The following is a 24,157-nucleotide window of genomic DNA, read 5'->3' as shown; positions in this document are numbered from 1 at the left end:
AGCTCATTTCACTGTCCGGCTTTCATTGTCTGAAGAAAGGAGAAGCCGATGTTGTATAGCGGTGAATGGAGTCGAGACGAAATAGACTACCGGGCGCTTGTCAATCAATGGCATGTAGTGGCTAGATCTGAAGAGGTTGATTTGCTACAACCTAAAGCTATTCGCCTGCTTGGTGAGGAGCTAGTGTTATGGCGGGATTCGCAGAACAGAATTCAGGCGTGGAAGGACTACTGCGGTCACCGTGGTGCACGCTTGTCATTGGGCTGTGTGAAGAACGGTGAAATCGAATGCCCGTACCACGGCTGGCGCTATGACGCCCAAGGTTATTGTACTTTGGTGCCCGCTCACCCGGATCGCGTTACGCCGTCATCAGAACGCCTGATCTTCAGGCACTTCGCCGAGGAGAAATACGGGTTTATTTGGGTCAGCCTAGAAAAGCCCCTGCGCCCTCTGCCGCACTTCCCTGAATGGGCAGACGCGGCCTATCGCAAGGTTTATGCTGGCCCTTATCACTACAAGGCCAATGCTCTTCGCGCGCTTGAAAATTTCATAGACGCTGCACACTTTCCTTTCGTGCATGCAAATCTCAACGGTCTACCCGATGCCCCTGAGCCACTGAAAAAATACACAGTAAGGGAAGATATAACGGGGTTGCACTCGTCACAGATCAGCGTTTTTCAGCCTTACGGCGATCATCGTGGCATCCCGGTCATGGCCCAGTACAACTATTCGGTACTGAACCCTAGCACCGCATACTTTAAGAAAAGAACCGGGGAGGTCGAACGCTTCTGCACATTCTTCAACGCAACACCTGTGGATGAGGCGCAATGCACGATTTGGCTGATTGTGGCGATCAACTTCGGGTTTGACCTGAGTCGGGAGCAGATCCTGGCACGGCAAAATCTTGTATTCGAACAGGATCGCCATATCGTCGAATCTCAACGACCTGCGCGCCTACCGCTGGATCTCAAGGCCGAAATGCATGTCAGCAGTGATCGAATGGGGGTGAAGTATCGACGGTGGTTACGAGTCCTGGGCGAACGCGGTGTCACTGAACGTAGTAATCAGCCCGCGCTGATCGAAACCATCAACGTATGATGCAGGAGCGAACTAATGAACACTTCTCATGACATCTTGAGCCTGCTGAGCAAGCGTGAATCTAATGCTCGCACCTATTCGCGTAACATCAAAAAAATTTTGAGTCTGGGGTATCTAGCGGAAGTTGAAGATAGTGAGGGACGACGTTATATCGACTGCTTGGCCTGCGCAGGAGCGTTGCCGCTAGGCCACAACCACCCTTTTATTCAACAGCGTGTCATCGAGTTTCTGCAGTCGGGCCAGTTGCAACAAGCTCTAGACTTGGCGACCCCCGCCAGAATTAACTTCATGGATGAGCTGTTCCAGGCTTTACCGCAGAACTTTTCCAACCAGGCTAAGGTACAGTTTTGCGGCCCAAGCGGGGCAGATGCTGTTGAGGCGGCCCTCAAATTGTTCAAGACTGTAACTGGGCGCAGATCGGTAATCGTGTTTCAAGGCGCCTATCACGGCATGACCCATGCGACGCTAGGGATGATGGGGAACCTTATGCCCAAGCAGGCAATTAGCGGCGTGCCTGCCGAGATCCACTTTCTTCCTTACCCCTATACGTTCCGAAGTCCCTTCGGCGTCCAGGTAAATGCCTGCGACACCGAGCGTTTGAGCTTGGCCTGTCTGGAAAACCTGCTCAACGATCCGGAAAGCGGTGTCGGTAAACCAGCCATGCTGCTGGTCGAGGCGATACAAGGGGAAGGTGGATGCATACCCGCTAGCGCCGAATGGTTACGCCAAGTTCGGGAGATCACTGCGCGCCATGACGTGCCGATGGTTATCGACGAGATTCAAACCGGCATAGGACGCAGTGGCGACATGTTCGCCTACGAACAAGCTGGCATCGTACCGGACGCCTTGCTGCTATCTAAGGCCATAGGCGGCGGCTATCCCTTGTCGTTACTGGTGTACCGCAGTGAATACGATAAATGGGAGCCCGGCGCTCACGCGGGCACCTTCCGTGGCAATCAGATCGCGCTGATCAGCGGTGCCGCCACCTTGCACTACATGCGCAACGAAAACTTGCTAGAGCATGTCAGGGAGGTCGGTGATTTGCTGCGCAATTCGCTGCTGCAATTGCAGAGTCAGTACCACTGTATCGGCGAGGTACGCGGCAGAGGGTTGATGCTCGGCATGGAGCTGATCGATCCGCTGTGCGCTCCGGATGCCTTGGGACACCCGCCAGCCGACGGGGTATTAGCCCGGCGGATAAAGAAGGCCTGCCTGGATGAAGGGTTGATTATCGAAACCGGTGGTCGTCACGGTGCCGTATTGCGGTTACTGCCGCCCCTGATTATTACGCCAGCAGAAGTGCTGGCTATTACCGAGCGACTGGAACGCGCTTTCGCCAATGTCTGCCCAACTACATCCCCCACTCGGCCGAACACCCCAGCCTAAGGACCACGCATGAACACCTCATTGACACCGCTTTATGATGTTCTGGGTATCGGTTTCGGGCCTGCGAATATTGCTCTGGCCATTGCTCTGCAAGAGGTGGCTCCGCATCTGTCAGCACATTTTATCGAGCGCCAGCAGGGCCCTTGCTGGCAACCCGGTATGTTGTTGTCGGGTTCAGACATCCAGAACCATCCACTGCGGGATCTGGTTACTCCACGTAACCCGCGCAGTCGCTATTCGTTCACCAATTTCCTGTTCGAGAATCAGCGGTTGTATGAACATTTGAACTTACCACTGCATTACCCGCTTCGCCTGGAGTACGCCCATTATGTGAGTTGGGCCGCAAATTTCTTCAGCGCTCAAGTCGACTACAGCTGCGAGGCCCGGAGCGTTGAGGCAGTCTTGGATGTCGGTACCCACCAGATCAGCCACTATCGCGTAACTACCGAGAAAGGAGAACAGCTTCAGGCCAGATGTATTGTTCTTGCACCGGGTCGTACGCCATTCATCCCGTCACCCTTCGACCATGTGGACGACCCGCGAGTCGTCCACATGAATCATTATCTGCCAGCCTTGGAAAAGGCCAAGGCTGACAGTCGTACTTTGCGTTTGGCTGTCATTGGCGGCAGCCAGAGTGCGGTAGAGATTCTCTTGCACGCCAGTTCCCAACCCGAGGTGCAAAGACTGGTCGGCATTACCCGTAATTTCGGCTATCGCCAAAAAGATACCAGCCCCTTTTCCGATGAGGTTTATTTTCCACAGTTCGTCGATACTTTTTATAATGCTTCGCCAGAACAGAAGGCGCGACTGCGCCGTGAGTTGATGCATACCAACTATTCGTCGGCTGACATTGATGTGTTGAACCAGCTCTACGTCAGACGCTATGAAGATAAACTACTTGGCCGTCAGCGAATTGAGCTGTTGACCTGCCACGAATCGCAGCGATGCGAACCCAGTAATGACTGCATGCACTTGGAGAGCAGTAACTTTCTTACCGGTGAGATTCAACGTAACTCTTTCGACCTGATAGTGTTAGCGACAGGATTTTTCGACCTGGGCACGGCTGAGCGTCAAGAACCCTGGCCGCGTCTGTTGGCACCGGTAGTGCAATATCTTGCAGGCGTAGGCACAGGCTTAGCCATCGATAAAGATTATCGTGCCAGATTTGAAGCAGACATGGATGGCGGCTCGCCGCTTTATCTCAACGGCTTGTGCGAGTCCACGCACGGGATGGGTGACGCTGGTTCCTTCAGTCTATTGGCATTGCGCTCACAGGCAATTGTCCATTCGTTGAGTCAGCAATTGCGTACCCCCTAAATTTAAAGGTATTTAAAGTGACACATTGTCCCTTTCATTATTCTGAATACACCTGCACTGATCCAGATTTGCTGAATGATTTCATTGATGCTTTTGCCTTGGCGCTGATTACCCGCTATATGGACCGGCGCTTCATTAGTAGTCATGTGCCCTTGCTGCGTAATCCAGACGGTACATTGTTAGGGCATGTGGACAAGCGCAATAAGCAATTCAGCAATCTTGAGAGCTTTGATGCCGAACTTGTTTTCATGGGGCCAGACAGCTACATCCCTCCTGAAGCTTACTGCAATTCTCAACTACCAACTTGGAATTACTTGGCCGTACACATGCACGCCAAGGTAGAGGTCATTTGCGATACTGCAAGCAAGCTCGACATTCTTCGTCAGAGTGCCGAGCGTTTTTCCGAACGTGGATCCAGTTATCGAGTAGAGGGTACTGATCCGCGAGTATTAAAAAATCTCGATCATATTCTCGGCCTGCGAATATACCCTTCATATGTGGAGGGACGCTTTAAAATGTCTCAGGACAAATCCAAGAATGATCATGAGGCAGCGATGAGTTGGTTTGCCGAGCAGCATGATCTTGGTCGTCAGAAACTATTTCAGCGCCTGAAAATTTTCCTATCCCCTGATACAGAGCGTGTTTGACTGAATATTCAAAAAAAGCGAGGTCGCCACCATGCCCATAGTTTGTATTGAAGAAGTCACCGGCCGGACAGATGACGAAAAACAGGCCATTATCGAAACTACTTTTGATTGTTTGAAATCCGTACTGGGTGTCAGCGATGAGGAACTCCAAGCTCGTTACCGGGCTTTTACTTCGGAGGACTTTCGTCCGCCGAAAAATATGAAACACTACCTCCATATCCATATCCAGATCACTTTATTCGAAGGGCGAGAACTCCACACCAAAAAACAGCTTTATTGCCTAATCACCGAACGCCTTTCATCGTTGCTAGGCATCCTTCCCGGTTCGATCTTGATTTTATTAAGCGAACATAGGGCCGAGAACTGGGGGATGCGGGGAGGGATCCCTGCCTGCGATATCGATTTTGGTTACCCCATATTGGTTTGATCTACTGCCTTATGGATTAGCCTCTAAACACATTGGCGACAGCTGATTGGAAAAGCCAGCAAGGCACCTGCGTGCAATACCTGTGCGAGTTCAACGCCACCGCCGCGTTCGACGAACACCTGCGCATCCTGCTGTCGCGCATGTACGAGTTCAATCGGTCATGGCTGCCGGTGATGGATGCCGAACGGGTATTCCTCGGGGAAGTCACTCAGGAATCGATTGCCGAGTACCTGAGCTCGGGGCGTTCGCGGGGTGGCAAGACGAGCATTATTTCGCCGGCTGATCTGGTAGCGGAAGCCTGAAGGTGACGGTACCCCTGTAGGAGCTGACTTGTCTGCGATAAGGGCCGAAGGACCGTCCTGCGATATCGTGTCCAGCCCGTTTACGACTACTTCGCAGCCGATCGCAGACAAGTCAGCTCCTACAGCCATTTACCTCGTAAACGCACGCAAAGAATGGCCGCCAGTGCCAGTGCTGCGCTTGCTACCTGCAATGAAGCCGAGAACGATTGGCTACCGGTATACAGTGCGCTGGCGACTAACGGGCCGATGATTTGGCCGACGCCGAAAGAGGCGGTCATGGCTGCCAGGATATTGGAGCGCACGGTATGGGCGACGCGCCGCGCCGCGAGCATGGCAATGGTGGCCGTGCCCATGAAGGTTCCGCCGACGATCAGTGCGCTACCGAGGTAGCCCATGGCGTTTGGACTGATCACCGGCAGGATTACCCCGACAGCCTGCAGGGTCAGATTCAGGAATAGCGCGCGGTGGGTGCCCAGGCGCATGTGTACGGCGTGCCAAACGAAGCAGGATGGCACGGCGCCCAGGCCGAACAGCGCCCAGACCTGAATGGGATTGACAGGGCCGAGCGCCCCTTTGACGAACAAAGGCAGGTAGGTCGCGGTAATAATGTAGCCAAAGCCTGCAAGGCCATAGAGCGTAATAAGGCGGCCAGCCCCGAGCGGCGCAAGCGTAGGGCTTTCCGACGGAGCGGCTGGCTGGAGGTCTTCATTTACCGGACGAGCATCCAGCCCCGGGATAGCGATCGCGCTCAGTACCAACGCCCCGCCAGCGAGCACGAGCCAGAGTCCTTGGCTGTGCAGTCCGAAGGCCTGGCCTGCGGTCAGCAATTCGGATGACATTACAATACCCAGGCCCACGCCCGCGTAGAGCAAGGGTGCCCCGCGCGTATGTCCCCGATGTTGCAGCAGCCATAGCGATGCGGCGACCATCGCCAGCGCACTGACCGCTCCGGTCAGGCCCCGAACCACGATGATTAGCCAGGGAGTGTGTAGCAGCGCCAGCACGGCCACACAAACCACCGTGGCCACCAACGCCCATAAGCACAGCCGATGCGAATCTTTGGAGTGAATGCGGGTCGCCAGTAGCGCCCCCAACAGGTAGCCCGCATAGTTGGCCGAAGCGGCCAAGGTGCCGTCATGCACTGTCAGTAGACCATCGCTCACCATCACCGGGTAGATTCCCGTGAAGGCGAAGCGCCCGAAACCCATACCCACCGCCATCACCAGCGCGGCAACCAGCGCCGACGCTCCATGGCTGGCGCTTGGCGAAAGGGGGCGGTCATTGCTCATGCCAATGTCCCCTCTATTGTCGGCCGCGCCAATACCTCGCGCAGTGCGGTGAAGGCGGCTGTGTCGTAGCCGTGGCGCCAGACCAGCCATGTATCAACCTCAGCCACCGAATGGACTTGGATATCCGGCAGCTCGCGCAGTAATTCCAGAACGCTGCGCGGTAGCAAACACACGCATGTGCCAGAAGCCACGCAGGCGAGCATGGTGTGATAGGACCCCACTTCTTGGGCGGCGAAAGACGAGGCCTCGGCGCCTAGCCAGTCCTCCACCAATGCCCGGTAGCTACAGCCCTGCGCGAAAGCGGCAAGCGAACGCACGATCACGTCCGCAGGCCTTTGAACAGGTGGGTGACCGGGGGGGAGAAGCAGCACGAGCTCCTCGCGGAATACTGGTTCGCCGTGCAGCCCCATTGCTTCCAGATCGGACGCTGATGCCATATTGCCGCATGGGGGAAGCGCCACCAGCGCGCAATCCAGCAGACCACTGAGTACCTGCTCCAGCATTGGCCGCGAAGGCGCGGTGGATATCTTGAGTTGTACCTGCGGCCACTGACGGTGGTAGCGCGCCAAGGGTTCGGGCAGTCGGCTGGCGGCCGTGCTTTCCATCGTGCCCACCCTCAGGACGCCCACCGGCGCCTGCGGGTGTAGCACCTGGCGGGCTTCCTCGGCCAAGGCCAGCAAACGATTGGCGTAATCCAAAAAGCGCTCGCCCTCGGCGCTCAGGCTCAGACGGTTGCCATCGCGCCGGAACAGCGCCACGCCCAACTCTTCCTCCAACTGCTGGATACGGGTGGTGACGTTCGACTGCACTCGGCCCAGGCGCTTGGCCGCACGAGTGATGCTCAGTTCCGCAGCCACGGTGCGGAAGATATCCAGGGTTATGTGGTCCATCTGAATTCTCAATTAAAGAATATATAGATAACTATATTCCTTTTTTGAGATTGTTTTCCAGCGCTCTTTACTTCCACCCCAGAGATTGGCGATGACCCCCATAGGTCCGCATAGGCCTTTGTGGGAGCAGGCTTGCAACTACGCGTCCCGCTGCGAAGAAGGTAACGGTCGTCCAAATTTTCCCCGGCCAGGGAACATCAACCTGTCATGTAAGGTCCGTTACATAAGCCTGTAGTCCTCGTCTGGCGACGGGCGTGTGCAAAAACGCGACATTTTTTGTTGATCTCAAGCCCCTCAGGTCCTAAAGTTCGCGCCGAACGTCCACGCTGGAAACGATCCATCCGGCTCAAGTACTGACGACGAGACAGCAAGGTCACTCCAAAGCCCGCTGACAGGGCCTCGGCTGACCTTTTTTGCTTTCGGCGGAACAGCCTTGGGAAGTAGGCGAACCAAAGTGGGGATACGGAGGGCGTTCATTTGCACCCATTGATAATTTCAGTTTGCCAGTAGGAGTTCCCAGCATGCCGATCCAGGTCGAAGACTATTTCGCGCGCGATACCTTCAACAAAATGAAGGCGTTCGCCGACAAGCAAGAAACCCCGTTCGTGGTCATCGACACCGCGATGATCAGCAAGGCTTACGATGACCTGCGTGCAGGCTTCGATTTCGCCAAGGTCTATTACGCCGTCAAAGCCAACCCGGCGGTGGAAATCATCGATCTGCTCAAGGAAAAGGGCTCGAACTTCGACATCGCCTCGATCTACGAGCTGGACAAGGTGATGAACCAGGGCGTTGGCCCGGACCGCATCAGCTACGGCAACACCATCAAGAAATCCAAAGACATTCGCTACTTCTACGAGAAGGGCGTGCGTCTGTTTGCCACCGACTCCGAAGCCGACCTGCGCAACATCGCCAAGGCCGCGCCGGGTTCGAAAGTCTACGTGCGTATCCTGACTGAAGGCTCGACCACCGCTGACTGGCCGTTGTCGCGTAAATTCGGCTGCCAGACCGACATGGCCATGGACCTGCTGATCCTCGCCCGTGAACTGGGCCTGGTGCCTTACGGCCTGTCGTTCCACGTCGGTTCGCAGCAGCGCGACATCAGCGTCTGGGATGCCGCCATCGCCAAGGTCAAAGTGATCTTCGAGCGTCTGAAAGAAGAAGACGGCATTACCCTCAAGCTGATCAACATGGGTGGTGGCTTCCCGGCCAACTACATCACCCGTACCAACAGCCTGGAAACCTACGCTGAAGAAATCATCCGCTTCCTCAAGGAAGACTTCGGCGATGACTTGCCGGAAATCATTCTGGAACCGGGCCGTTCGTTGATTGCCAACGCTGGCATCCTGGTCAGCGAAGTGGTGTTGGTAGCGCGTAAATCGCGTACCGCCGTCGAGCGATGGGTGTACACGGATGTGGGCAAATTCTCCGGCCTGATCGAAACCATGGACGAAGCCATCAAGTTTCCGATCTGGACCGAGAAGAAAGGCGAGATGGAAGAAGTGGTCATCGCTGGTCCTACTTGCGACAGCGCCGACATCATGTACGAGAACTACAAGTACGGCTTGCCACTGAACCTGGCCATCGGTGACCGCCTGTACTGGCTGTCGACCGGCGCCTACACCACCAGCTACAGCGCCGTTGAGTTCAATGGCTTCCCGCCGTTGAAGTCTTATTACGTGTAAAGGCTGTTTGCCCGCTTTTTTTGTAGGAGCGCGCTTGCCCGCGATCAGCTTGACGCGGTGTGTCAGGCCTGACGCCATCGCGGGCAAGCGCGCTCCTACAGGATTGGCGTCAGCTCAATTCCGCTGCTCGTTGCTGATACGCTGAAGCCAAGGCACAAATGTCCGGGTGTTTGGCCTCCAACAACGCCTGCCCACTGACCCGCAGGAAATTCAGATTCCCTCCGTCGAGTGCGGTCTTCAGCCAGCCTCGTGCTTCTTTGATCCGCCCCTGATCGGCCAACACCGCCGCATAGCTGAATTGACCACGAAAGTCGCCACTCTCGGCCGAGCGCCGATACCAGTCGTAAGCGGTAGGCAGGTCCACCTCGCAAAACTGGCCTTCTTCCAGATACCGCCCCAGCAAATTCATCGATTTGGCATGGCCCATCTCGGCCGCCTCGCGATAACACGTCATCGCCCGGTTTTGATCTTGGGTAATGCCGCGCCCGGTCGCGAGCAGGTTGGCCAGGTTATACAAACCCCAATCCAGTCCGGCGTCAGCAGCCGCTTGGTAGTACGCGGTCGCTTTCGATGAGTCGGCGATGCAACCCCAGCCATGTTCATGGCAACGACCGAGCATGTTCTGCGCCATGACGTGGCCGTTTCTGGCGGCGATCTGGAACCAGGTCACCGCCAGCTCCGGGTCGCGCTCGATGCCGTTGCCGTCGAGCAGGATCTGCCCCAGCAACGCTTGGGCGTCAACGAGGTTGGCACTTGCCGCGCTGAGGATCGCCTGGGCCGCGCGTGTCGGGTCTTGTGCGAGCAGAGCGCTGAGCCGGTCGCCGTCGAGAATCTCTTCGCGTTGCAGGATGAAGGTCATGGCTCAGACCTCGACCCAGCGCCGCAACAGGTTGTGATAGGTGCCGGTCAATTGGATCAGTGATGGATGATAGGGCACGTCTCGGGTCAGTTGCTGGATCGCATTGTCCATCTCGAACAGCAGGGCGCGCTGGCTGTCCTCCCGGACCAGGCTTTGCGTCCAGAAAAACGAGGCGTAGCGCGCGCCGCGCGTCACCGCATTGACCTTGTGCAGGCTGGTACTCGGATAAAGCAGCAGATCACCGGCAGGCAGTTTGATCTGGCGCGTGCCGAAGGTGTTCTGAATCTCCAGCTCGCCGCCGTCGTAGTCATCCGGGTCGCTGAAAAACAGGGTGGACGACAAGTCGGTGCGCACCCGTTCTGGGTTGCCCTTGGCCTGACGCACGGCGTTATCGATATGAAAATCGAAGCTGCCACCCGCGGTGTAGCAGTTGAGCAGCGGTGGAAACACCTTGTTCGGCAGGGCGGCTGACATGAACAGCGGGTTGGCCCACAAACGTTCCAGCAGCGCGGTGCCAATCTCGAGCGCCAGTGGATGACCTTCAGGCAACTGCAGATTGTGCTTGGCCTTGGCCGATTGATAGCCGGCGGTGATCTTGCCGTCTGCCCAGTCCGTCTGCTCCAGAGCCTCACGGATGCGCAGAACTTCTTCGCGGGAGAACAAGCCGGGAATGTGCAAAAGCATGGCGCAGCACCAAAAAACCAGGAGGGTCGAGATGATAGTGATTCTTATTGTCGCTGTAAAACGTTCTGCGCAGACGGGAGACGAAGGAAGATGAAAATGACGGAATGACAAGTGTAAAGAATGAAAATCCGTATCAAATAGAAATGTATCGCAATTGATACAGATACCTATTTACCCTATATTTCGCGGCCTTAACTTCTGGGGAAGGAATTCACCATGTCGCGCCAACACTTGCAATCACCAGCTCACTCACCGCGTTTGCTCGCTTCGGCGATTGGCGTTGCCATAACGGCAATGTCCGCTTCGCATATGGCTCAAGCCGCTGAAGACACTGATAGCAAGCCGCAAGGCAACGCGATCTCCCTTGATGCCACCCGCGTAACGGGTGAAGCCCAGGACCGCACTTCCTACCAGGTCGAAAAGGCTTCATCGCAAAAGTACACGGCGCCACTGGTCGACACGCCTCGCTCGGTAACGGTGGTCCCCCAGCAAGTGCTCAAGGACACCGGAGCAACCTCGTTACAGGACGCTTTACGCACTGTTCCAGGCATCACATTTGGCGCGGGTGAAGGCGGCAACCCGCAGGGCGACCGTCCGTTCATTCGCGGTTTCGATGCCCAGAGCGATACCTATCTGGACGGTGTGCGCGACACGGGGTCGCAGACCCGCGAAATATTCGACATTGAGTCGATTGAAGTCAGCAAGGGCCCGAACTCAGCCTTTGGTGGTCGCGGCTCGGCTGGCGGCAGCCTGAATATAGTGAGCAAGGCGCCCAAGGACGCCGATTTTCTCAATGGCGGTTTCACCTATGGCTCCGACCAGACCCGCCGTTACACGCTGGATGTGAACCAAAAATTTCTCGACACTGCCGCGTTTCGGCTGAACCTGATGAGTCATGAACAGAACGTAGCCGGTCGCGACGCAGTCAACTACGACCGGTGGGGTGTAGCGCCGTCGGTGACCTTCGGTTTGGGCACGACGACCCGGGTCAACGTCAATTACTACCATCTGGAAAGCAATGACCTGCCGGACTCGGGCATTCCCTATGGTTACGGCTCCGCTTCGGCAACCGCTGCGCATGTGCACGACAAGCCGGACGATGGTGGCAACAGCAGTAACTTCTACGGTCTGAAGGACCGTGACTTCCGCAAGACACGTGCGGACATCAGTACCGTCTCGATCGAGCACGACCTCAACGACGCGATGACCCTGAAGAACACCTTTCGTCACGGCAGCACCAGTCAGGACTATATCCTCACCCAGCCGGACGACAGCCAGCACAACGTCAATCAGTACGGCACCGTGTGGCGTCGCGCCAACACGCGTGTCAGCAGTACTGAAACCACCACCAACCAGACCGATCTGTTTGGCGAGTTCCGCGCACTGGGTTTCAAGAACAACTACTCGACCGGCATTGAAATCACTCGCGAAGAAAGCGAGGTCACCGGCTATACCGTCACGCCAAACAGCAACCCGGCGGGGGGCGGCTGTCGTCCGGGTGTGATCGCCAGCGGTACCTGTACTTCCCTGAGCAATCCCAACCCTGATGACGATTTCACCGGTTCCATTGCGCGTAACTACGCCGGTACCAATACCATCGGCAATACGCGTGCGGTCTATGCCTTCGACACCATCGAACTGGACCCTCAATGGCTGTTGAACGTTGGCCTGCGCTACGACACCTTCGACACCAAGGCGAATAACACCACCGCCGGTAAAACCAGCAACGACAGCAGCTTTTGGAACTGGCAGGGCGGGCTTGTCTGGAAGCCAGTCGAAAATGGCAGTGTCTATGTGTCCTACGCCACCTCGGCGACCCCACCGGGCGCCATGCTCAATGAGGGCGTCGATGGCAACCCGCTGACCCCAGGCAACAGTACGTTGCTGAGCCCTCTGGAGCCGGAAACCACCAAGAACTACGAGTTGGGCACCAAGTGGGATGTGTTCCATGATCGCCTGTCGCTGACGGCTGCCGTTTTCCGTACCGAGAAAGAAAACACGCGGATTCTGGTACAGAGCAATACCTATCAAAACGTCGGTGAGTCCCGTGTCGACGGGCTGGAACTGTCGGCCAGCGGCAAGATCACCGAAAAGTGGCAAGTGTTCGCCGGCTATAGCTATCTGAAAAGCGAACTGGTCGATCCTGGCCTGACCGGTCGCAATGGCAGCATCACCGTGGGCGGTATCTCGGCCAAAGGCAACGAAATGCCGAACACGCCGAAGAACAGTTTCAGCCTGTGGAGCACCTATGACGTGACCAATAAGCTGACCGTCGGCGGCGGGGCGTTCTATGTCGATGATGTTTATGGCGATACGGGCAATACCGTTTACGTCCCGTCCTACACCCGCTATGACGCCATGGCCAGCTACAAGTTGACCAAGAATGTGGACCTGCAACTTAACCTGCAGAACCTGACCGACAAGACCTATTACGACAAAGCCTATGCGGCTCACTTCGCCAATCAGGCCGCCGGTCGTACCGCGCTGATGGGTGTCAATTTCCACTTCTAAGCCACGCTGGCTCAAAGCCCTGCTCATTGACGTGAGCGGGGCTTTTGTCTGTGTAGATGAGAACGTTTTCTGTTTGGGTGCATGATGCGGCAGAGGTTCAGCGTTTGGTCGAACAGAGGCGTTATCGGCGGGATGTGTATTGACTGAAAGATTCGCAGGCAAGCCTGCTCTCATCAAACAAAAAATAACGTATTGTTTTTTATGCCTTTTATTTGGCCATAACTAACTGCATCCCAAGCTTGTGTGCCTTGCGTTCCAGGGCACGCAGTTGACGGTGTCGACTCTCGGCTTCATAGGCTTCCATACCTCGCTCCACGTAGGGTTGGCCTTTGGTCAACATGACGTAGATCAGGCGGGCCAGTTGATGCGCGGTGGCTTTGATGGCGCACGCGGTATCCATGCGCGCCAACCGGGCTCGATGGCTGGCGCCGATGAAGCTCTTGTCGTTGCGCGCGTTGGACGCGGCCTGCTTCAAGGCCTGCGCGGCTCGATTCGAGACCTTTGGCGGACTACCAGGCAGCTGCCTGCCGCCGGATATCCGGGTCGCAGGTGCCAGGCCGAGCCAGGAACAGAAGTGTTGTTGCGTGGGAAATCGCGATAAATCAGGCCCGATTTCGCTCGCCAGTGCCAAAGCGGTTTCGACGCCGATGGTGGGAATAGCGGTCAAATCAACGCCCATTATTTTTCCCAGCGCACGGTGCAAACGGGCTTGCTCGGCTGACGAGCGGTGCGGGCTGCGCAGTGTCTTGGCCGGCGGCAGAGGTTCATCGTTCAATACCGGCAGTCGATCAATGGCGTGAGCGATGGCCTGATCGCATTCGGCAATTTGCTGTTCCAGAAAATCATGCGTCGCCATTTCCTGAGCCAGGGCATGCAGATGCTCGGTTCGCCAGTTACCGCGCAGGCTGCGGGCAATGGTTTCATGATCGGCCTTGATGTGACCGTTTCGAAAACCGGCCAATACGTACGGATCACGCTCGCCGCCGATGATCGCGTTGAGGATTTTCTTGCCCGTCAGGCCGGTGATGTCACTGATGACAGTGGCTAGCTGGATGTTCATCTGGGTCAAGGCTTTCTGCATGCGATTGACGCTCTTGGCCTGATCGCGAACTTTCATTGCGCGCTGGCGAACCAGAGAGCGCATCGAGCAAATGTCGTCGGCGGGCCGAAAGGCGCCTCTGAGCAAGCCGTGGGTCATGAGCTGCCAAATCCACTGGCAGTCCAGCACATCGGATTTGCGCCCGGAGGTCTGGCGGGTGGCGCGGGAGTTCACCAAATACACCTCGAAGCCCCGTGCATCGAGGATTTCAAACAGCGGTATCCAGTAGACCCCGGTTGCCTCCATGGCCACGACATTGATCTTCAACGCTTCGAGCCAATCGGCTAATGCGAGCAACTCGTCGGTGAACGTTTTAAACGAGCGGACAGGGGTGTCGCTCTGGTCGGGGTTGACCCCCACCCAATGCTCGCGACTGCCAATATCGATACCCGCACAATGAGGGTGAACCACTTCAAAACGTTTCTGCTGGTTCTTGCGCGCCATGACAATTCCTCGCAGGATTGAGGGGCGCGCGGGGAGCACGGTGGCGAATGGATTCACTCTCTCATACGTGGTCACAGCTTGCTGTGCCGACAACGACTCCACGCCGATACCGTGCGGACCACTCTCCCATGCGGGTGCGTACACACCAGTGATGGCTACGGTCTTGGTCCCCGCGCGCACTTCGATTCTACGACGTGCCCCTGTTTGCTGCGCGACAGCGCGGCGTCGAAGACGCGGCGAGGCCTCCCATCAAACAACCTATAAGCCGTTGAAAAATAAAGAGTATATTTTATGGAATTTTCAGCCTGACGCTAATTCCTTGTAGGAGCTGACTTGTCTGCGATCCAGTGCGAAGCGCTGGCAAAAATAGTGAATTCACCACCGCTGGAAGGTCCTTCGGCCCTTATCGCAGACAAGTCAGCTCCTACGCCCTCCGGGCAGAATCGAGCCCGTGTTTGCTGCGCGACAGCGCGGCGTCGAAGACGGGGCGGGCCCTCCCACAGGATTGGGGTCTCAGTAAATGTTGCATGAGACACAAAATCTGTGGGAGCAGGCTTGCCTGCGAACAGCGGTGTATCAGATGGATCGGCAGCAGGAGGGGACAGATTAATTTTCGGTGAAGCGTTGAAAATAAATCAGTCCCCTCACAGCCAATCACACGATGAACTGCTCCGCGTGGTGACAGGCAACCTGACGGTTGTCCAGCACGCGCAGGGCCGGTTCTTCGGTGGTGCAGCGGGCGGTCGCGTAGGGGCAGCGCTTGTGGAAGGCGCAGCCGCTTGGCGGGTTGAGCGGGTTGGGCAGTTCACCGACGATCTTGATCTTCGGCTTCAGGGGGTCCGGGTGAATAGTCGGGGTCGCCGACAGCAGCGCCCGGGTGTACGGGTGCAGAGGGCGGTTGTAGATTTCTTCCTTGGGGCCCATTTCTGCCGGACGGCCGAGGTACATCACCAACACGGTATCAGCGACGTGACGCACCACCGACAGGTTGTGGGAGATGAACACGTACGCGGTGTTGAACTCCTGCTGCAAATCCATGAACAGGTTAAGCACCTGAGCCTGAATCGATACGTCCAGCGCCGACGTCGGTTCATCCGCCACCAGCACTTTGGGTTGCAGCATCATGGCCCGGGCCAACGCGATACGTTGGCGCTGACCGCCGGAGAACATGTGCGGGTAACGCTGGTAGTGCTCAGGGCGCAGACCGACCTGTTGCATCATCGCCTGGACTTTTTCCCGGCGCTCGGCCCGCGACAGATTGGTGTTGATCAACAGCGGCTCGCCCAGTTGATCGCCGATTTTCTGCCGTGGGTTGAGTGACGCGTAGGGGCTCTGGAACACCATCTGCACGTCTCGTCGCAATTGCTTGCGTTCAGCCTTGCTGGCACCGGTGACTTCCTGACCGGCGATTTTCAGCGAGCCGGAGGAAGGCTCCTCGATCAGGGTCAGGGCGCGGGCCAGGGTGGACTTGCCACAACCGGATTCACCCACCACGGCCAGGGTCTTGCCGGCTTCCAGCTCGAAGGACACACCGTTGAGGGCGCGAACCAGCGCGTGACCCTTGAACAGACCACGGGATACTTCGTAATGACGGGTAAGGTCACGGGCGGTAAGAACGACGCTCATTACGCCACCTCCTGATTCAAGGGGTAGAAACAGCGAACAAGGCTGTGGGCTTTAGGGTCCAGGGCTGGACGTTGTTGCCGGCACTTGTCTTGTACGTACGGGCAGCGCGGTGACAGCAGGCAGCCTTGCGGACGGTCATAGCGACCGGGGACGATGCCCGGCAGTGTGGCCAGACGCGCAGCGCCCATGCTGTGTTCCGGAATCGCCGCCAGCAGCGCTTCGCTGTACGGATGAGCGGGGACATCGAATAACCCGGGCACCTGACCGACTTCAACCGCTTGGCCGGCGTACATCACGCATACACGCTGAGCGGTTTCGGCCACTACAGCCAGGTCGTGGGTGATCAGGACCAGCGCCATGTCCTGCTCTTTTTGCAGGGCCAGCAACAGCTCCATGATCTGCGCCTGAATGGTCACGTCCAGCGCGGTGGTCGGTTCGTCGGCGATCAGCAGTTTCGGTTCGCCGGCAATCGCCATGGCAATCGCCACGCGCTGGCTCATGCCGCCGGACAATTGATGCGGGTAGGCATTCAAACGGGCAGCAGCGCCAGGGATTTCCACTTTCTCAAGCAGTTCCAGGGCGCGTTGACGAGCAGCTTTGCCAGACAGGTTCAGGTGTTGGCGCAGCACTTCCTCGATCTGGAAGCCCACGGTGTAGCTGGGGTTCAGCGCAGTCATCGGGTCCTGGAAAACCATCGCCAGGTCTTTGCCGACAATGCGCCGACGCTGACGCGAGCTGAGCTTGAGCAACTCTTTGCCGTCGAAGTTGAGGGAGTCAGCGGTGACGATGCCTGGGGCGTCGATCAAGCCCATCAGCGCCATCATGGTCACCGATTTACCGGAACCCGATTCGCCAACGATGGCCAGTACTTCGCCCTTTTCCACGCTGAGGTCCAGACCGTCGACAACCGGCACGGCCTTGGCGTCGCCGAAGCGGACGTTGAGATTCTTGATTTCTAAAAGTGGCATACGAATCTCCTCAGGCGGCATTTTTGAGTTTCGGGTCCAGCGCATCGCGCAGCCCGTCGCCCATCAGGTTGATTGCCAGCACGCTGAGCAAAATGGTCAGACCGGGCAGGCTGACGACCCACCAGGCGCGTTCGATGTAGTCACGGGCCGAGGCCAGCATGGTGCCCCACTCAGGGGTTGGCGGTTGCACGCCCAGGCCGAGGAAGCCCAGTGCCGCGGCATCGAGAATTGCCGAGGAAAAGCTCAAGGTCGCCTGCACGATCAGCGGTGCCATGCAGTTAGGCAGCACGGTGATGAACATCAAGCGCGGCAGAGTGGCACCGGCCAGACGCGCAGCGGTGACGTAGTCGCGGTTCAGTTCGCCCATGACCGCAGCACGAGTCAGACGCACGTACGAAGGCAGGGACACGACGGCAATGGCAATGATGGTGTTGATCAGGCCAGGGCCGAGGATCGCGACGATGGCAACGGCCAGCAGCAGCGAAGGCAGGGCCAGCATGATGTCCATCAGACGCATGATCGACGGGCCGAGAATGCGCGGGAAGAACCCGGCGAGCAGGCCCATCAGAATCCCCGGAATCAACGACATGACCACCGAGGACATACCGATCAACAGCGACAGGCGCGAACCATGGATCAAGCGCGACAACAGATCGCGGCCCAATTCATCGGTGCCGAGCAGGAATTGCCATTGTCCGCCTGCGAGCCAGACCGGTGGGGTCAGCAGGAAGTCGCGGTATTGCTCGCTGGGATCGTGGGGTGCGACCCACGGGGCGAACAGGGCGCAGAACACCACCAGAATCATGAACATCAGGCCGGCAACGGCGCCTTTGTTATGTGCGAACGCTTGCCAGAATTCTTTGTACGGCGAGGGGTAAAGCAGGCTTTGATCAACTGCTACCGCGGGAGTAATTGTGTTCATAGGATGATCTCAGCGCTGGTGACGAATGCGTGGGTTGGCAAAGCCGTAGAGGATGTCCACCACGAAGTTGACCAGAATCACCAGGCAGGCGATTAACAGGATGCCGTTTTGCACCACGGGATAGTCCCGGGCACCAATGGCTTCGATCAGCCATTTGCCGATACCCGGCCAGGAGAAGATCGTTTCGGTCAGTACCGCACCGGCCAGCAACGTGCCGACTTGCAGACCAAACACGGTCAATACCGGGATCAGGGCGTTACGCAGGCCGTGGACGAATACCACGCGTGCCGGCGACAGGCCTTTGGCCCGGGCGGTACGCACGTAGTCTTCACGCAGCACTTCGAGCATCGAGGAGCGGGTCATCCGGGCGATGACCGCCAGTGGGATAGTGCCCAATACGATGGCCGGCAGAATCAGGTGGTGCAGGGCGTCGAGGAACGAGCCTTGTTCATCGCTGAGCAATGTATCGATCAGCATGAAGCCGGTTCTCGGCGGTATGTCGTACAGCAGGTCGATGCGTCCGGACACGGGGGTCCAGCCGAGCGTCACCGAGAAGAACATGATCAGGATCAGGCCCCACCAGAAGATCGGCATCGAATACCCCGCGAGGGAGATGCCCATGACCCCATGGTCGAACAGGGATCCTCGTTTGAGTGCCGCGATCACCCCGGCCAACAGGCCCAGGATGCCAGCGAAGATCAGCGCCGAAGTCGCCAGTTCCAGCGTGGCCGGAAACAGCGCTGTGAACTCCGTCCAGACGCTTTCGCGCGTACGCAACGATTCACCAAGATCGCCGTGGGCGAGCTTGCCGACATAGTCGAGGTACTGGGCATAAAGGGGTTTGTTCAGGCCAAGACGTTCCATGGCTTGGGCGTGCATTTCCGGATCGACCCGGCGCTCCCCCATCATCACTTCCACGGGGTCGCCCGGAATCAGGCGAATCAAGGCAAAGGTCAGCAGGGTGATGCCGAAGAAGGTGGGTATCAACAACCCCACGCGGCGGGCAATAAAACTAAACATCTTCTTGTGTACCTCATCAGCCGGTTAGGCGTGCCCCAGTGAAGCTCGGGTTACGAGCGACACTGGTGTTTTTATCTACTTCACCTGAGTGGTGGCGAAGTTGTTATTAGTCAGCGGGCTGATTTGAAAGCCTTCGACGTTCTTGCTTACAGCGCTGAACAGTTTGGGGTGAGCCAGACTGATCCACGGCTGATCCTGGTGGAATATTTCCTGAGCTTGTTCATAAAGTGCTGCGCGCGTGGCCGGCTCAGTGGTTTCACGCGCCTTGGTCAGCAGCTCATCGAATGCTTTGTTGCACCAGCGTGCGGCGTTTTCTCCGTTTTGCGCTGCCTCGCAGCTCAAATTGGGGGTCAGGAAGTTGTCCGGGTCGCCATTGTCACCGGCCCAGCCGTAAAACAGCAGGTCATGCTCGCCACTCTTTGCACGTTTGACCAATTCACCCCATTCAAACGTGTGAATGTCGAGCTTGATGCCCACTTTGGCCAGGTCTGCTTGCAACATCTGCGCCCCCAGCAGCGGATTCGGGTTGGTCGCGCCACCGCCGTTACGGCTGAAGACAGTAAAGACCTGCCCGTCAGGAACGCCAGCTTCTTTCAACAACGCACGGGCTTTATCCGGGTCATGCGGCAGATTCTTGATCGCCGTGTTGAAACCCAGCAGCGTCGGCGGATAAGGGTTGATCCCAATCGTTGCCTTGCCTTCACCGAACATGGCCTTGATGTACGCCTCTTTGTCGAACGCCATATTGATGGCTTGTCGCACCCGCACATCGCTGAGGAATTTGTGCGAGGTGTTGATGGCCACGTAGCTGGTCATCAGGGCTTCCATTTCCTCGATCCGCAAGTTTGGATCGGCCTTGATGCTGGCGATGTCCTCAGGCTTGGGGTACACGGCGATCTGGCATTCGTTGGCTTTGAGCTTTTGCAGGCGCACGTTGCTGTCGGTGGTGATCGCGAAAATCAGCCCTTCGCTTGGCGGTTTGCCCTTGAAGTAATCCGGGTTGGCTTTATAGCGTATCTGCGCGTCTTTGCTGTAGCGCGAAAAGATGAACGGGCCAGTGCCAATGGGCTTTGTGTTCAGATCGGCAGTCTTGTCAGCCTTGAGCAACTGGTCGCCATATTCGGCGGAATAGATCGAAGCGAAGGCCATGGCCAGATCGCGCAGGAAAGGCGATTCCGGGCGGTTGAGGGTGAACGTGACCGTGGAGTCGTCGAGCTTATCGACGCTGACGATCAGATCCTTGAGGCCCATGGCCTCGAAATACGGGAAGCCCATGGTCGATTTTTCATGCCATGGATGCTTGGGGTCGAGCTGGCGGTGGAAGCTCCAGAGCACATCGTCGGCGTTCATCGTCCGGGTCGGGGTGAAGTATTCAGTGGTGTGGAACTTGACGCCTTTACGCAGGTGGAAGGTGTAGGTTTTGCCGTCCGGGCTGATCTCCCAGCTCTCGGCCAGGTCCGGCTGGATTTCGGTGGTGCCCGGTTTGAACGTTACCAGGCGGTCGAAGAGGGTCTCTGCCGAGGCGTCGGCCGTTGTGGCCGCCGTGTACTGCACGATATCGAAACCTTCAGGACTGGCCTCGGTGCAGACCACCAAGGGTTTGGCTGAAGCGCTGACGGCGACACTGAACAACGCCAGCGCAATCGAAGTTCGTAGAGAAAGCAATTTCATATAAACCCTCCGTAAACACATGAGTGGTGATGGCTTGGGCGGCTGATTGCGGATCGCTCCGGGCAATCAGCCGTACGCGGCGCTATCGACGATTTAAAGAATGTTGAATGGAATCGTGGTCACGACACGCAGCTCGTTCAAGCTGCCATCGACCTGGTTCGCACTGGCACGGTGGGTGGTGTAGGTCGCACGAACGCTGCTCGCTTTAAGCGGACCGTCTTGCAGGGTGTAGCTGGTGCCGATGCCGTATTCCTGGTGTTTTTCGCCATTCATGTTTTTGACGTCGTAAGCAGTACCTGTGTAGTGGGTACCGTCGATGCCGAAGCCACGGGCCTCGTAGACGTTGAATTTCAGACCCGGTACGCCGTACTCGGCCATGTTCAGCACATAACCGATCTGGATCGACTTCTCGTTCGGTCCGTTGAAGTCCGAGAGCAAGGAGTTGGCCAGGAAGATGGCGTTGGTTTCGGCGGCGTAGTCAAAAAACTCGTTACCTTCTACTTTCTGGTAAGCCAGGGTCAGGCTGTGCGCCAGGTGAGTGACGGTGAACGACAGGCTGTAGGTGTCGTTGTCGATCGCGCCGAGCTTGCTTTGGCCTGAGTCTTTGGTCTTGTAGTAGTTGAAGCCGGTGGTCAAGCCCAGGACCGAGGTGTCACCCAGATCGTGGTTGATGCCGACGTAGTACTGCTTCCAGAAGTCTTCCAGGTCCGACGCGTAGAAACTGGCGGTCAGGGCCTTGGATGGTTTGTAGTCGAAACCGGCCATGCTCAGGCGGTCAGCGGTGGCGGAGGTGGTGGCGTACGAGGAGCTGAACCGGGTCATGCTTTCTTCGGTACGCGGGGATACGCGGTCGAAGCTGCCTGCCTGGAACGACAAATTGTTGAACTCTTCGCTGAGCAGGCTGAAGCCGTTAAAGCTCGACGGCAACGCACGGTTGCCGATGTAGGCAATGACCGGCGTATTCACGGACTGGCGACCAACGGTTAAGACGCTGTTGGAAACACGCAGTTTGACATTGCCCAGGCCCATTTTGCTCCACTGGCCGACGGCATCACCGTTGCTGTCGGTGAGGGTACGGGATCCACCACCGGCGATACGCGCATGGCCACGCTCGAGCGCGACTTCGTTGTAAACGGCAGCTTCAGCGCCGATGCCGACCGTACCTTCGGTGAAGCCCGAGGCGTAGTCGAGGATAGTGCCTTGGGTCCAGGTATTGCGCGTGTCAGTCGGAACCTTTTGGCCGTCCTTCTGGTAACTGAAGAGGTTGGCGCGCGTGCTGCGCTCCTTTGCGAAGAAGTTTTTGGTGGAACCCCCCAGATGCTGATTCTCGAAAAAGCCTTTGGCTCCGTCTTGGGCGCTAGTGGTACTCAATGTAGTAGGAACGAAGTCCTGACTGACTTCTTCTGCCTGAGCCATGGCCCCCATAGTGGCGATGGACAAGGCTAATAGAGCGGTACTGGCTTTTTTCACGTGTTGAAGCTCCCTTACTGCTTTTGTTAGAGGCCAGTCTTATGGTTGATCTGGCTTGGGTGGTGCACGGTTGCCGTCCAGCTCGACCTCTTGGTGCATGCAACGCATCAAATCGCTGGAACGGCTTTGCCGGGGAGCGAGGATCTCCCCCCGGTGTGAAACGGGTTATTCGGCGATGCTGACGCCGGAAAAGCTGTTGCGTCCGAAGGGGCTGACCTTGAAGCCTTCGACTTCAGCCCGAAGGGGCTGATTGACCGTCGAATGGGCAATTGGGGTAATCGGTACTTGCTCTTTGAGGTAGTGCTGAGCCTGTTTGTACAGCTCGACGCGCTGGGCGTGATCGGCAGTGGCGACGGCCGACTTGACCAACTTGTCGTATTTCTCGTCGCACCACATGGAGTAGTTGTTGCCGCCAATCGCATCGCAGCTGTAGAGCGTGCCGAGCCAGTTGTCCGGGTCGCCGTTATCGCCGGTCCAGCCGATCAGCGAGATATCGTGCTCGCCATTCTTGACGCGCTTGAGGTACTCGCCCCACTCGTAGCTGACGATCCTGATCTTGAGGCCGACCTTGGCCCAATCGGACTGGAGCATCTCGGCCATCAATTTGGCGTTGGGGTTGTAAGGGCGCTGGACGGGCATGGCCCACAAGGTCAGCTCGGTGCCTTCCTTGACGCCGGCGGCGCGCAGCAGCTCTTTGGCTTTTTCCGGGTTATACGGCGCGTCTTTGACGGTCTCGTCATAAGACCATTGGGTGGGCGGCATGGCGTTTTGCGCCAGTTGTCCGGCGCCCTGGTACACCGCATTGATGATGGCTTGCTTGTTCACCGCCATGTCCAATGCCTGGCGTACTTGCAGGTTGCCCAGCGGCGCGTGCTGCACGTTGTAGGAGATATAGCCGAGGTTGAAGCCGGCCTGTTCGATCACTTGCAACTGCTTGTCGTTCTTCAAGGATTGGATGTCGGCCGGGCGCGGGTTGAGCGTGACCTGACATTCGTTTTTCTTGAGTTTCTGCATGCGCACCGAGGCGTCGGTATTAATGGCGAAGATCAATTGGTCGAGCTTCACTTTGCTCGGGTCCCAATAGTCCTTATTGCCTTTGTAACGAATCTGCGCGTCTTTCTGATAACGCTGGAATATGAACGGACCGGTGCCGATCGGCCGTTGATTGATATCGCGCATTTTGCCGGACGCCAGCAATTGATCGGCGTACTCAGCGGACAGAATGGAAGCGAAGTTCATTGCCACATTCTGGATAAATGCGGCATCCACTTTATTCAGGGTAAATACCACGGTCATCGGATCGGTTTTTTTCACCGATTTGATGTTCTTGTCCAGGCCCATTCCGCTGAAATAAGGAAACTCGGTCGGGTACGCGACGCGGAATGGATGGTCCGCCTTGAGCATGCGATTGAACGTGAACAGCACGTCGTCAGCGTTGAACTCGCGGGTCGGGGTGAACGTTTTGTTGCTATGGAATTTGACGCCTTCCCGCAGATGGAAGGTGTAGACCAGGCCATCCTCTGAGACGTCCCAGTGCGTTGCCAGCGCCGGAAGCGCTTCGGTTCCACCGCTTTCGAATTCGGTCAGGCGGTTGTAGATCGGTTCGGCGGCATCGTTATCGGTACCCGCCGTGTATTGGGCGATATCAAACCCCGCGGGGCTGCCTTCGGCGCAGAACACCAGGCTGTTGGCAGCCTGAGTCAGTGGCGCACCGGCCAACAGGCCGACGCTCAGCAACGATGACATGACGAAAGTCTTACGCATAAATCCTGTCCCTTCAAAGCGTGATCAATGAGCAAACGATTGTGTCGTGAACACGGAAAGCCTCCGATCCAGAAGTTT

The 24,157-nt window shown here is 57.2% G+C and carries 19 protein-coding genes and 1 pseudogene; 8 read left to right on the top strand and 12 right to left on the bottom strand.

Annotated elements, in window-relative coordinates:
* Nucleotides 1-48: 48 nt before the first annotated feature.
* From AC1MEE_RS22045 to AC1MEE_RS22020, 6 genes and pseudogenes are all read left to right on the top strand, one after another.
* On the top strand, nucleotides 49-1,098 hold the full coding sequence (locus tag AC1MEE_RS22045; protein ID WP_480411661.1) for an aromatic ring-hydroxylating dioxygenase subunit alpha: 1,050 nt from the start codon (nucleotides 49-51) through the stop codon (nucleotides 1,096-1,098).
* 15 nt (nucleotides 1,099-1,113) lie between these two features.
* Nucleotides 1,114-2,484: a diaminobutyrate--2-oxoglutarate transaminase family protein gene (locus AC1MEE_RS22040; RefSeq protein WP_480411660.1), complete on the top strand. Its 1,371-nt coding sequence runs from the start codon at nucleotides 1,114-1,116 to the stop codon at nucleotides 2,482-2,484.
* Nucleotides 2,485-2,493: 9 nt separating this feature from the next.
* Nucleotides 2,494-3,801: a SidA/IucD/PvdA family monooxygenase gene (locus AC1MEE_RS22035; RefSeq protein WP_480411659.1), complete on the top strand. Its 1,308-nt coding sequence runs from the start codon at nucleotides 2,494-2,496 to the stop codon at nucleotides 3,799-3,801.
* A 17-nt stretch (nucleotides 3,802-3,818) separates the two neighbouring features.
* A complete protein-coding gene (locus AC1MEE_RS22030; protein ID WP_480411658.1) occupies nucleotides 3,819-4,448 on the top strand; it encodes an FMN-binding negative transcriptional regulator in 630 nt (209 codons plus the stop codon).
* 31 nt (nucleotides 4,449-4,479) lie between these two features.
* A complete protein-coding gene (locus AC1MEE_RS22025; protein WP_480411657.1) occupies nucleotides 4,480-4,875 on the top strand; it encodes a tautomerase family protein in 396 nt (131 codons plus the stop codon).
* A gap of 44 nt (nucleotides 4,876-4,919) precedes the next feature.
* Nucleotides 4,920-5,177: pseudogene (locus AC1MEE_RS22020) on the top strand (CBS domain-containing protein); the annotation flags it as partial.
* A gap of 119 nt (nucleotides 5,178-5,296) precedes the next feature.
* On the opposite strand, the gene AC1MEE_RS22015 reads toward AC1MEE_RS22020, so the two are convergent.
* Complete coding sequence (locus tag AC1MEE_RS22015; RefSeq protein ID WP_480411656.1) at nucleotides 5,297-6,466, bottom strand: YbfB/YjiJ family MFS transporter; 1,170 nt, start codon at nucleotides 6,464-6,466, stop codon at nucleotides 5,297-5,299.
* Nucleotides 6,463-7,356, bottom strand: coding sequence for a LysR family transcriptional regulator (locus tag AC1MEE_RS22010; protein ID WP_480411655.1), 894 nt, complete (start codon nucleotides 7,354-7,356; stop codon nucleotides 6,463-6,465). Before AC1MEE_RS22010 ends, AC1MEE_RS22015 begins: the two co-directional genes overlap by 4 nt.
* Before the next feature lie 521 nt (nucleotides 7,357-7,877).
* On the opposite strand from AC1MEE_RS22010, the gene AC1MEE_RS22005 reads away from it, so the two are divergent.
* Nucleotides 7,878-9,041, top strand: coding sequence for a type III PLP-dependent enzyme (locus tag AC1MEE_RS22005; protein WP_480411654.1), 1,164 nt, complete (start codon nucleotides 7,878-7,880; stop codon nucleotides 9,039-9,041).
* A 109-nt stretch (nucleotides 9,042-9,150) separates the two neighbouring features.
* Here AC1MEE_RS22005 and AC1MEE_RS22000 read toward each other — a convergent pair whose 3' ends face one another.
* Entirely contained in the window at nucleotides 9,151-9,900 is a 750-nt protein-coding gene (locus tag AC1MEE_RS22000) for a tetratricopeptide repeat protein (protein WP_480411653.1), read from the bottom strand.
* Nucleotides 9,901-9,903: 3 nt separating this feature from the next.
* Nucleotides 9,904-10,584 carry a Fe2+-dependent dioxygenase gene (locus AC1MEE_RS21995; RefSeq protein ID WP_480411652.1) on the bottom strand — a complete coding sequence of 227 codons (681 nt, stop codon included), beginning with the start codon at nucleotides 10,582-10,584 and terminating at the stop codon, nucleotides 9,904-9,906.
* 216 nt (nucleotides 10,585-10,800) lie between these two features.
* Between AC1MEE_RS21995 and AC1MEE_RS21990 the strand changes: the two genes are divergently transcribed.
* Entirely contained in the window at nucleotides 10,801-13,095 is a 2,295-nt protein-coding gene (locus tag AC1MEE_RS21990; protein WP_480411651.1) for a TonB-dependent receptor, read from the top strand.
* A 208-nt stretch (nucleotides 13,096-13,303) separates the two neighbouring features.
* On the opposite strand, the gene AC1MEE_RS21985 is transcribed toward AC1MEE_RS21990, so the two are convergent.
* The 8 genes from AC1MEE_RS21985 to AC1MEE_RS21950 form a co-directional block, all read right to left on the bottom strand.
* On the bottom strand, nucleotides 13,304-14,638 hold the full coding sequence (locus AC1MEE_RS21985; protein ID WP_480410955.1) for an IS110 family RNA-guided transposase: 1,335 nt from the start codon (nucleotides 14,636-14,638) through the stop codon (nucleotides 13,304-13,306).
* Nucleotides 14,639-15,292: 654 nt separating this feature from the next.
* Nucleotides 15,293-16,264 (bottom strand): peptide ABC transporter ATP-binding protein, encoded by a 972-nt coding sequence (locus AC1MEE_RS21980; RefSeq protein WP_480411650.1) that lies wholly within the window; start codon nucleotides 16,262-16,264, stop codon nucleotides 15,293-15,295.
* Nucleotides 16,264-17,232, bottom strand: coding sequence for an ABC transporter ATP-binding protein (locus AC1MEE_RS21975; protein WP_480411649.1), 969 nt, complete (start codon nucleotides 17,230-17,232; stop codon nucleotides 16,264-16,266). The genes AC1MEE_RS21980 and AC1MEE_RS21975 overlap by 1 nt, the downstream gene beginning before the upstream one ends.
* Before the next feature lie 10 nt (nucleotides 17,233-17,242).
* Nucleotides 17,243-18,154, bottom strand: coding sequence for an ABC transporter permease subunit (locus AC1MEE_RS21970; protein WP_480411648.1), 912 nt, complete (start codon nucleotides 18,152-18,154; stop codon nucleotides 17,243-17,245).
* Nucleotides 18,155-18,163: 9 nt separating this feature from the next.
* Complete coding sequence (locus AC1MEE_RS21965) at nucleotides 18,164-19,174, bottom strand: ABC transporter permease subunit (RefSeq protein ID WP_480411647.1); 1,011 nt, start codon at nucleotides 19,172-19,174, stop codon at nucleotides 18,164-18,166.
* A 75-nt stretch (nucleotides 19,175-19,249) separates the two neighbouring features.
* Nucleotides 19,250-20,845, bottom strand: coding sequence for an ABC transporter substrate-binding protein (locus AC1MEE_RS21960; protein WP_480411646.1), 1,596 nt, complete (start codon nucleotides 20,843-20,845; stop codon nucleotides 19,250-19,252).
* A 93-nt stretch (nucleotides 20,846-20,938) separates the two neighbouring features.
* A complete protein-coding gene (locus AC1MEE_RS21955; RefSeq protein WP_480411645.1) occupies nucleotides 20,939-22,315 on the bottom strand; it encodes an OprD family porin in 1,377 nt (458 codons plus the stop codon).
* 165 nt (nucleotides 22,316-22,480) lie between these two features.
* Nucleotides 22,481-24,079 (bottom strand): ABC transporter substrate-binding protein, encoded by a 1,599-nt coding sequence (locus AC1MEE_RS21950; protein ID WP_480411644.1) that lies wholly within the window; start codon nucleotides 24,077-24,079, stop codon nucleotides 22,481-22,483.
* Between the last annotated feature and the right edge of the window lie 78 nt (nucleotides 24,080-24,157).

This window comes from Pseudomonas sp. ASL3, from assembly GCF_056680425.1.
Note: the sequence above shows the minus strand (reverse complement) of the source record. Positions and strands in the feature narration are given on the sequence as shown.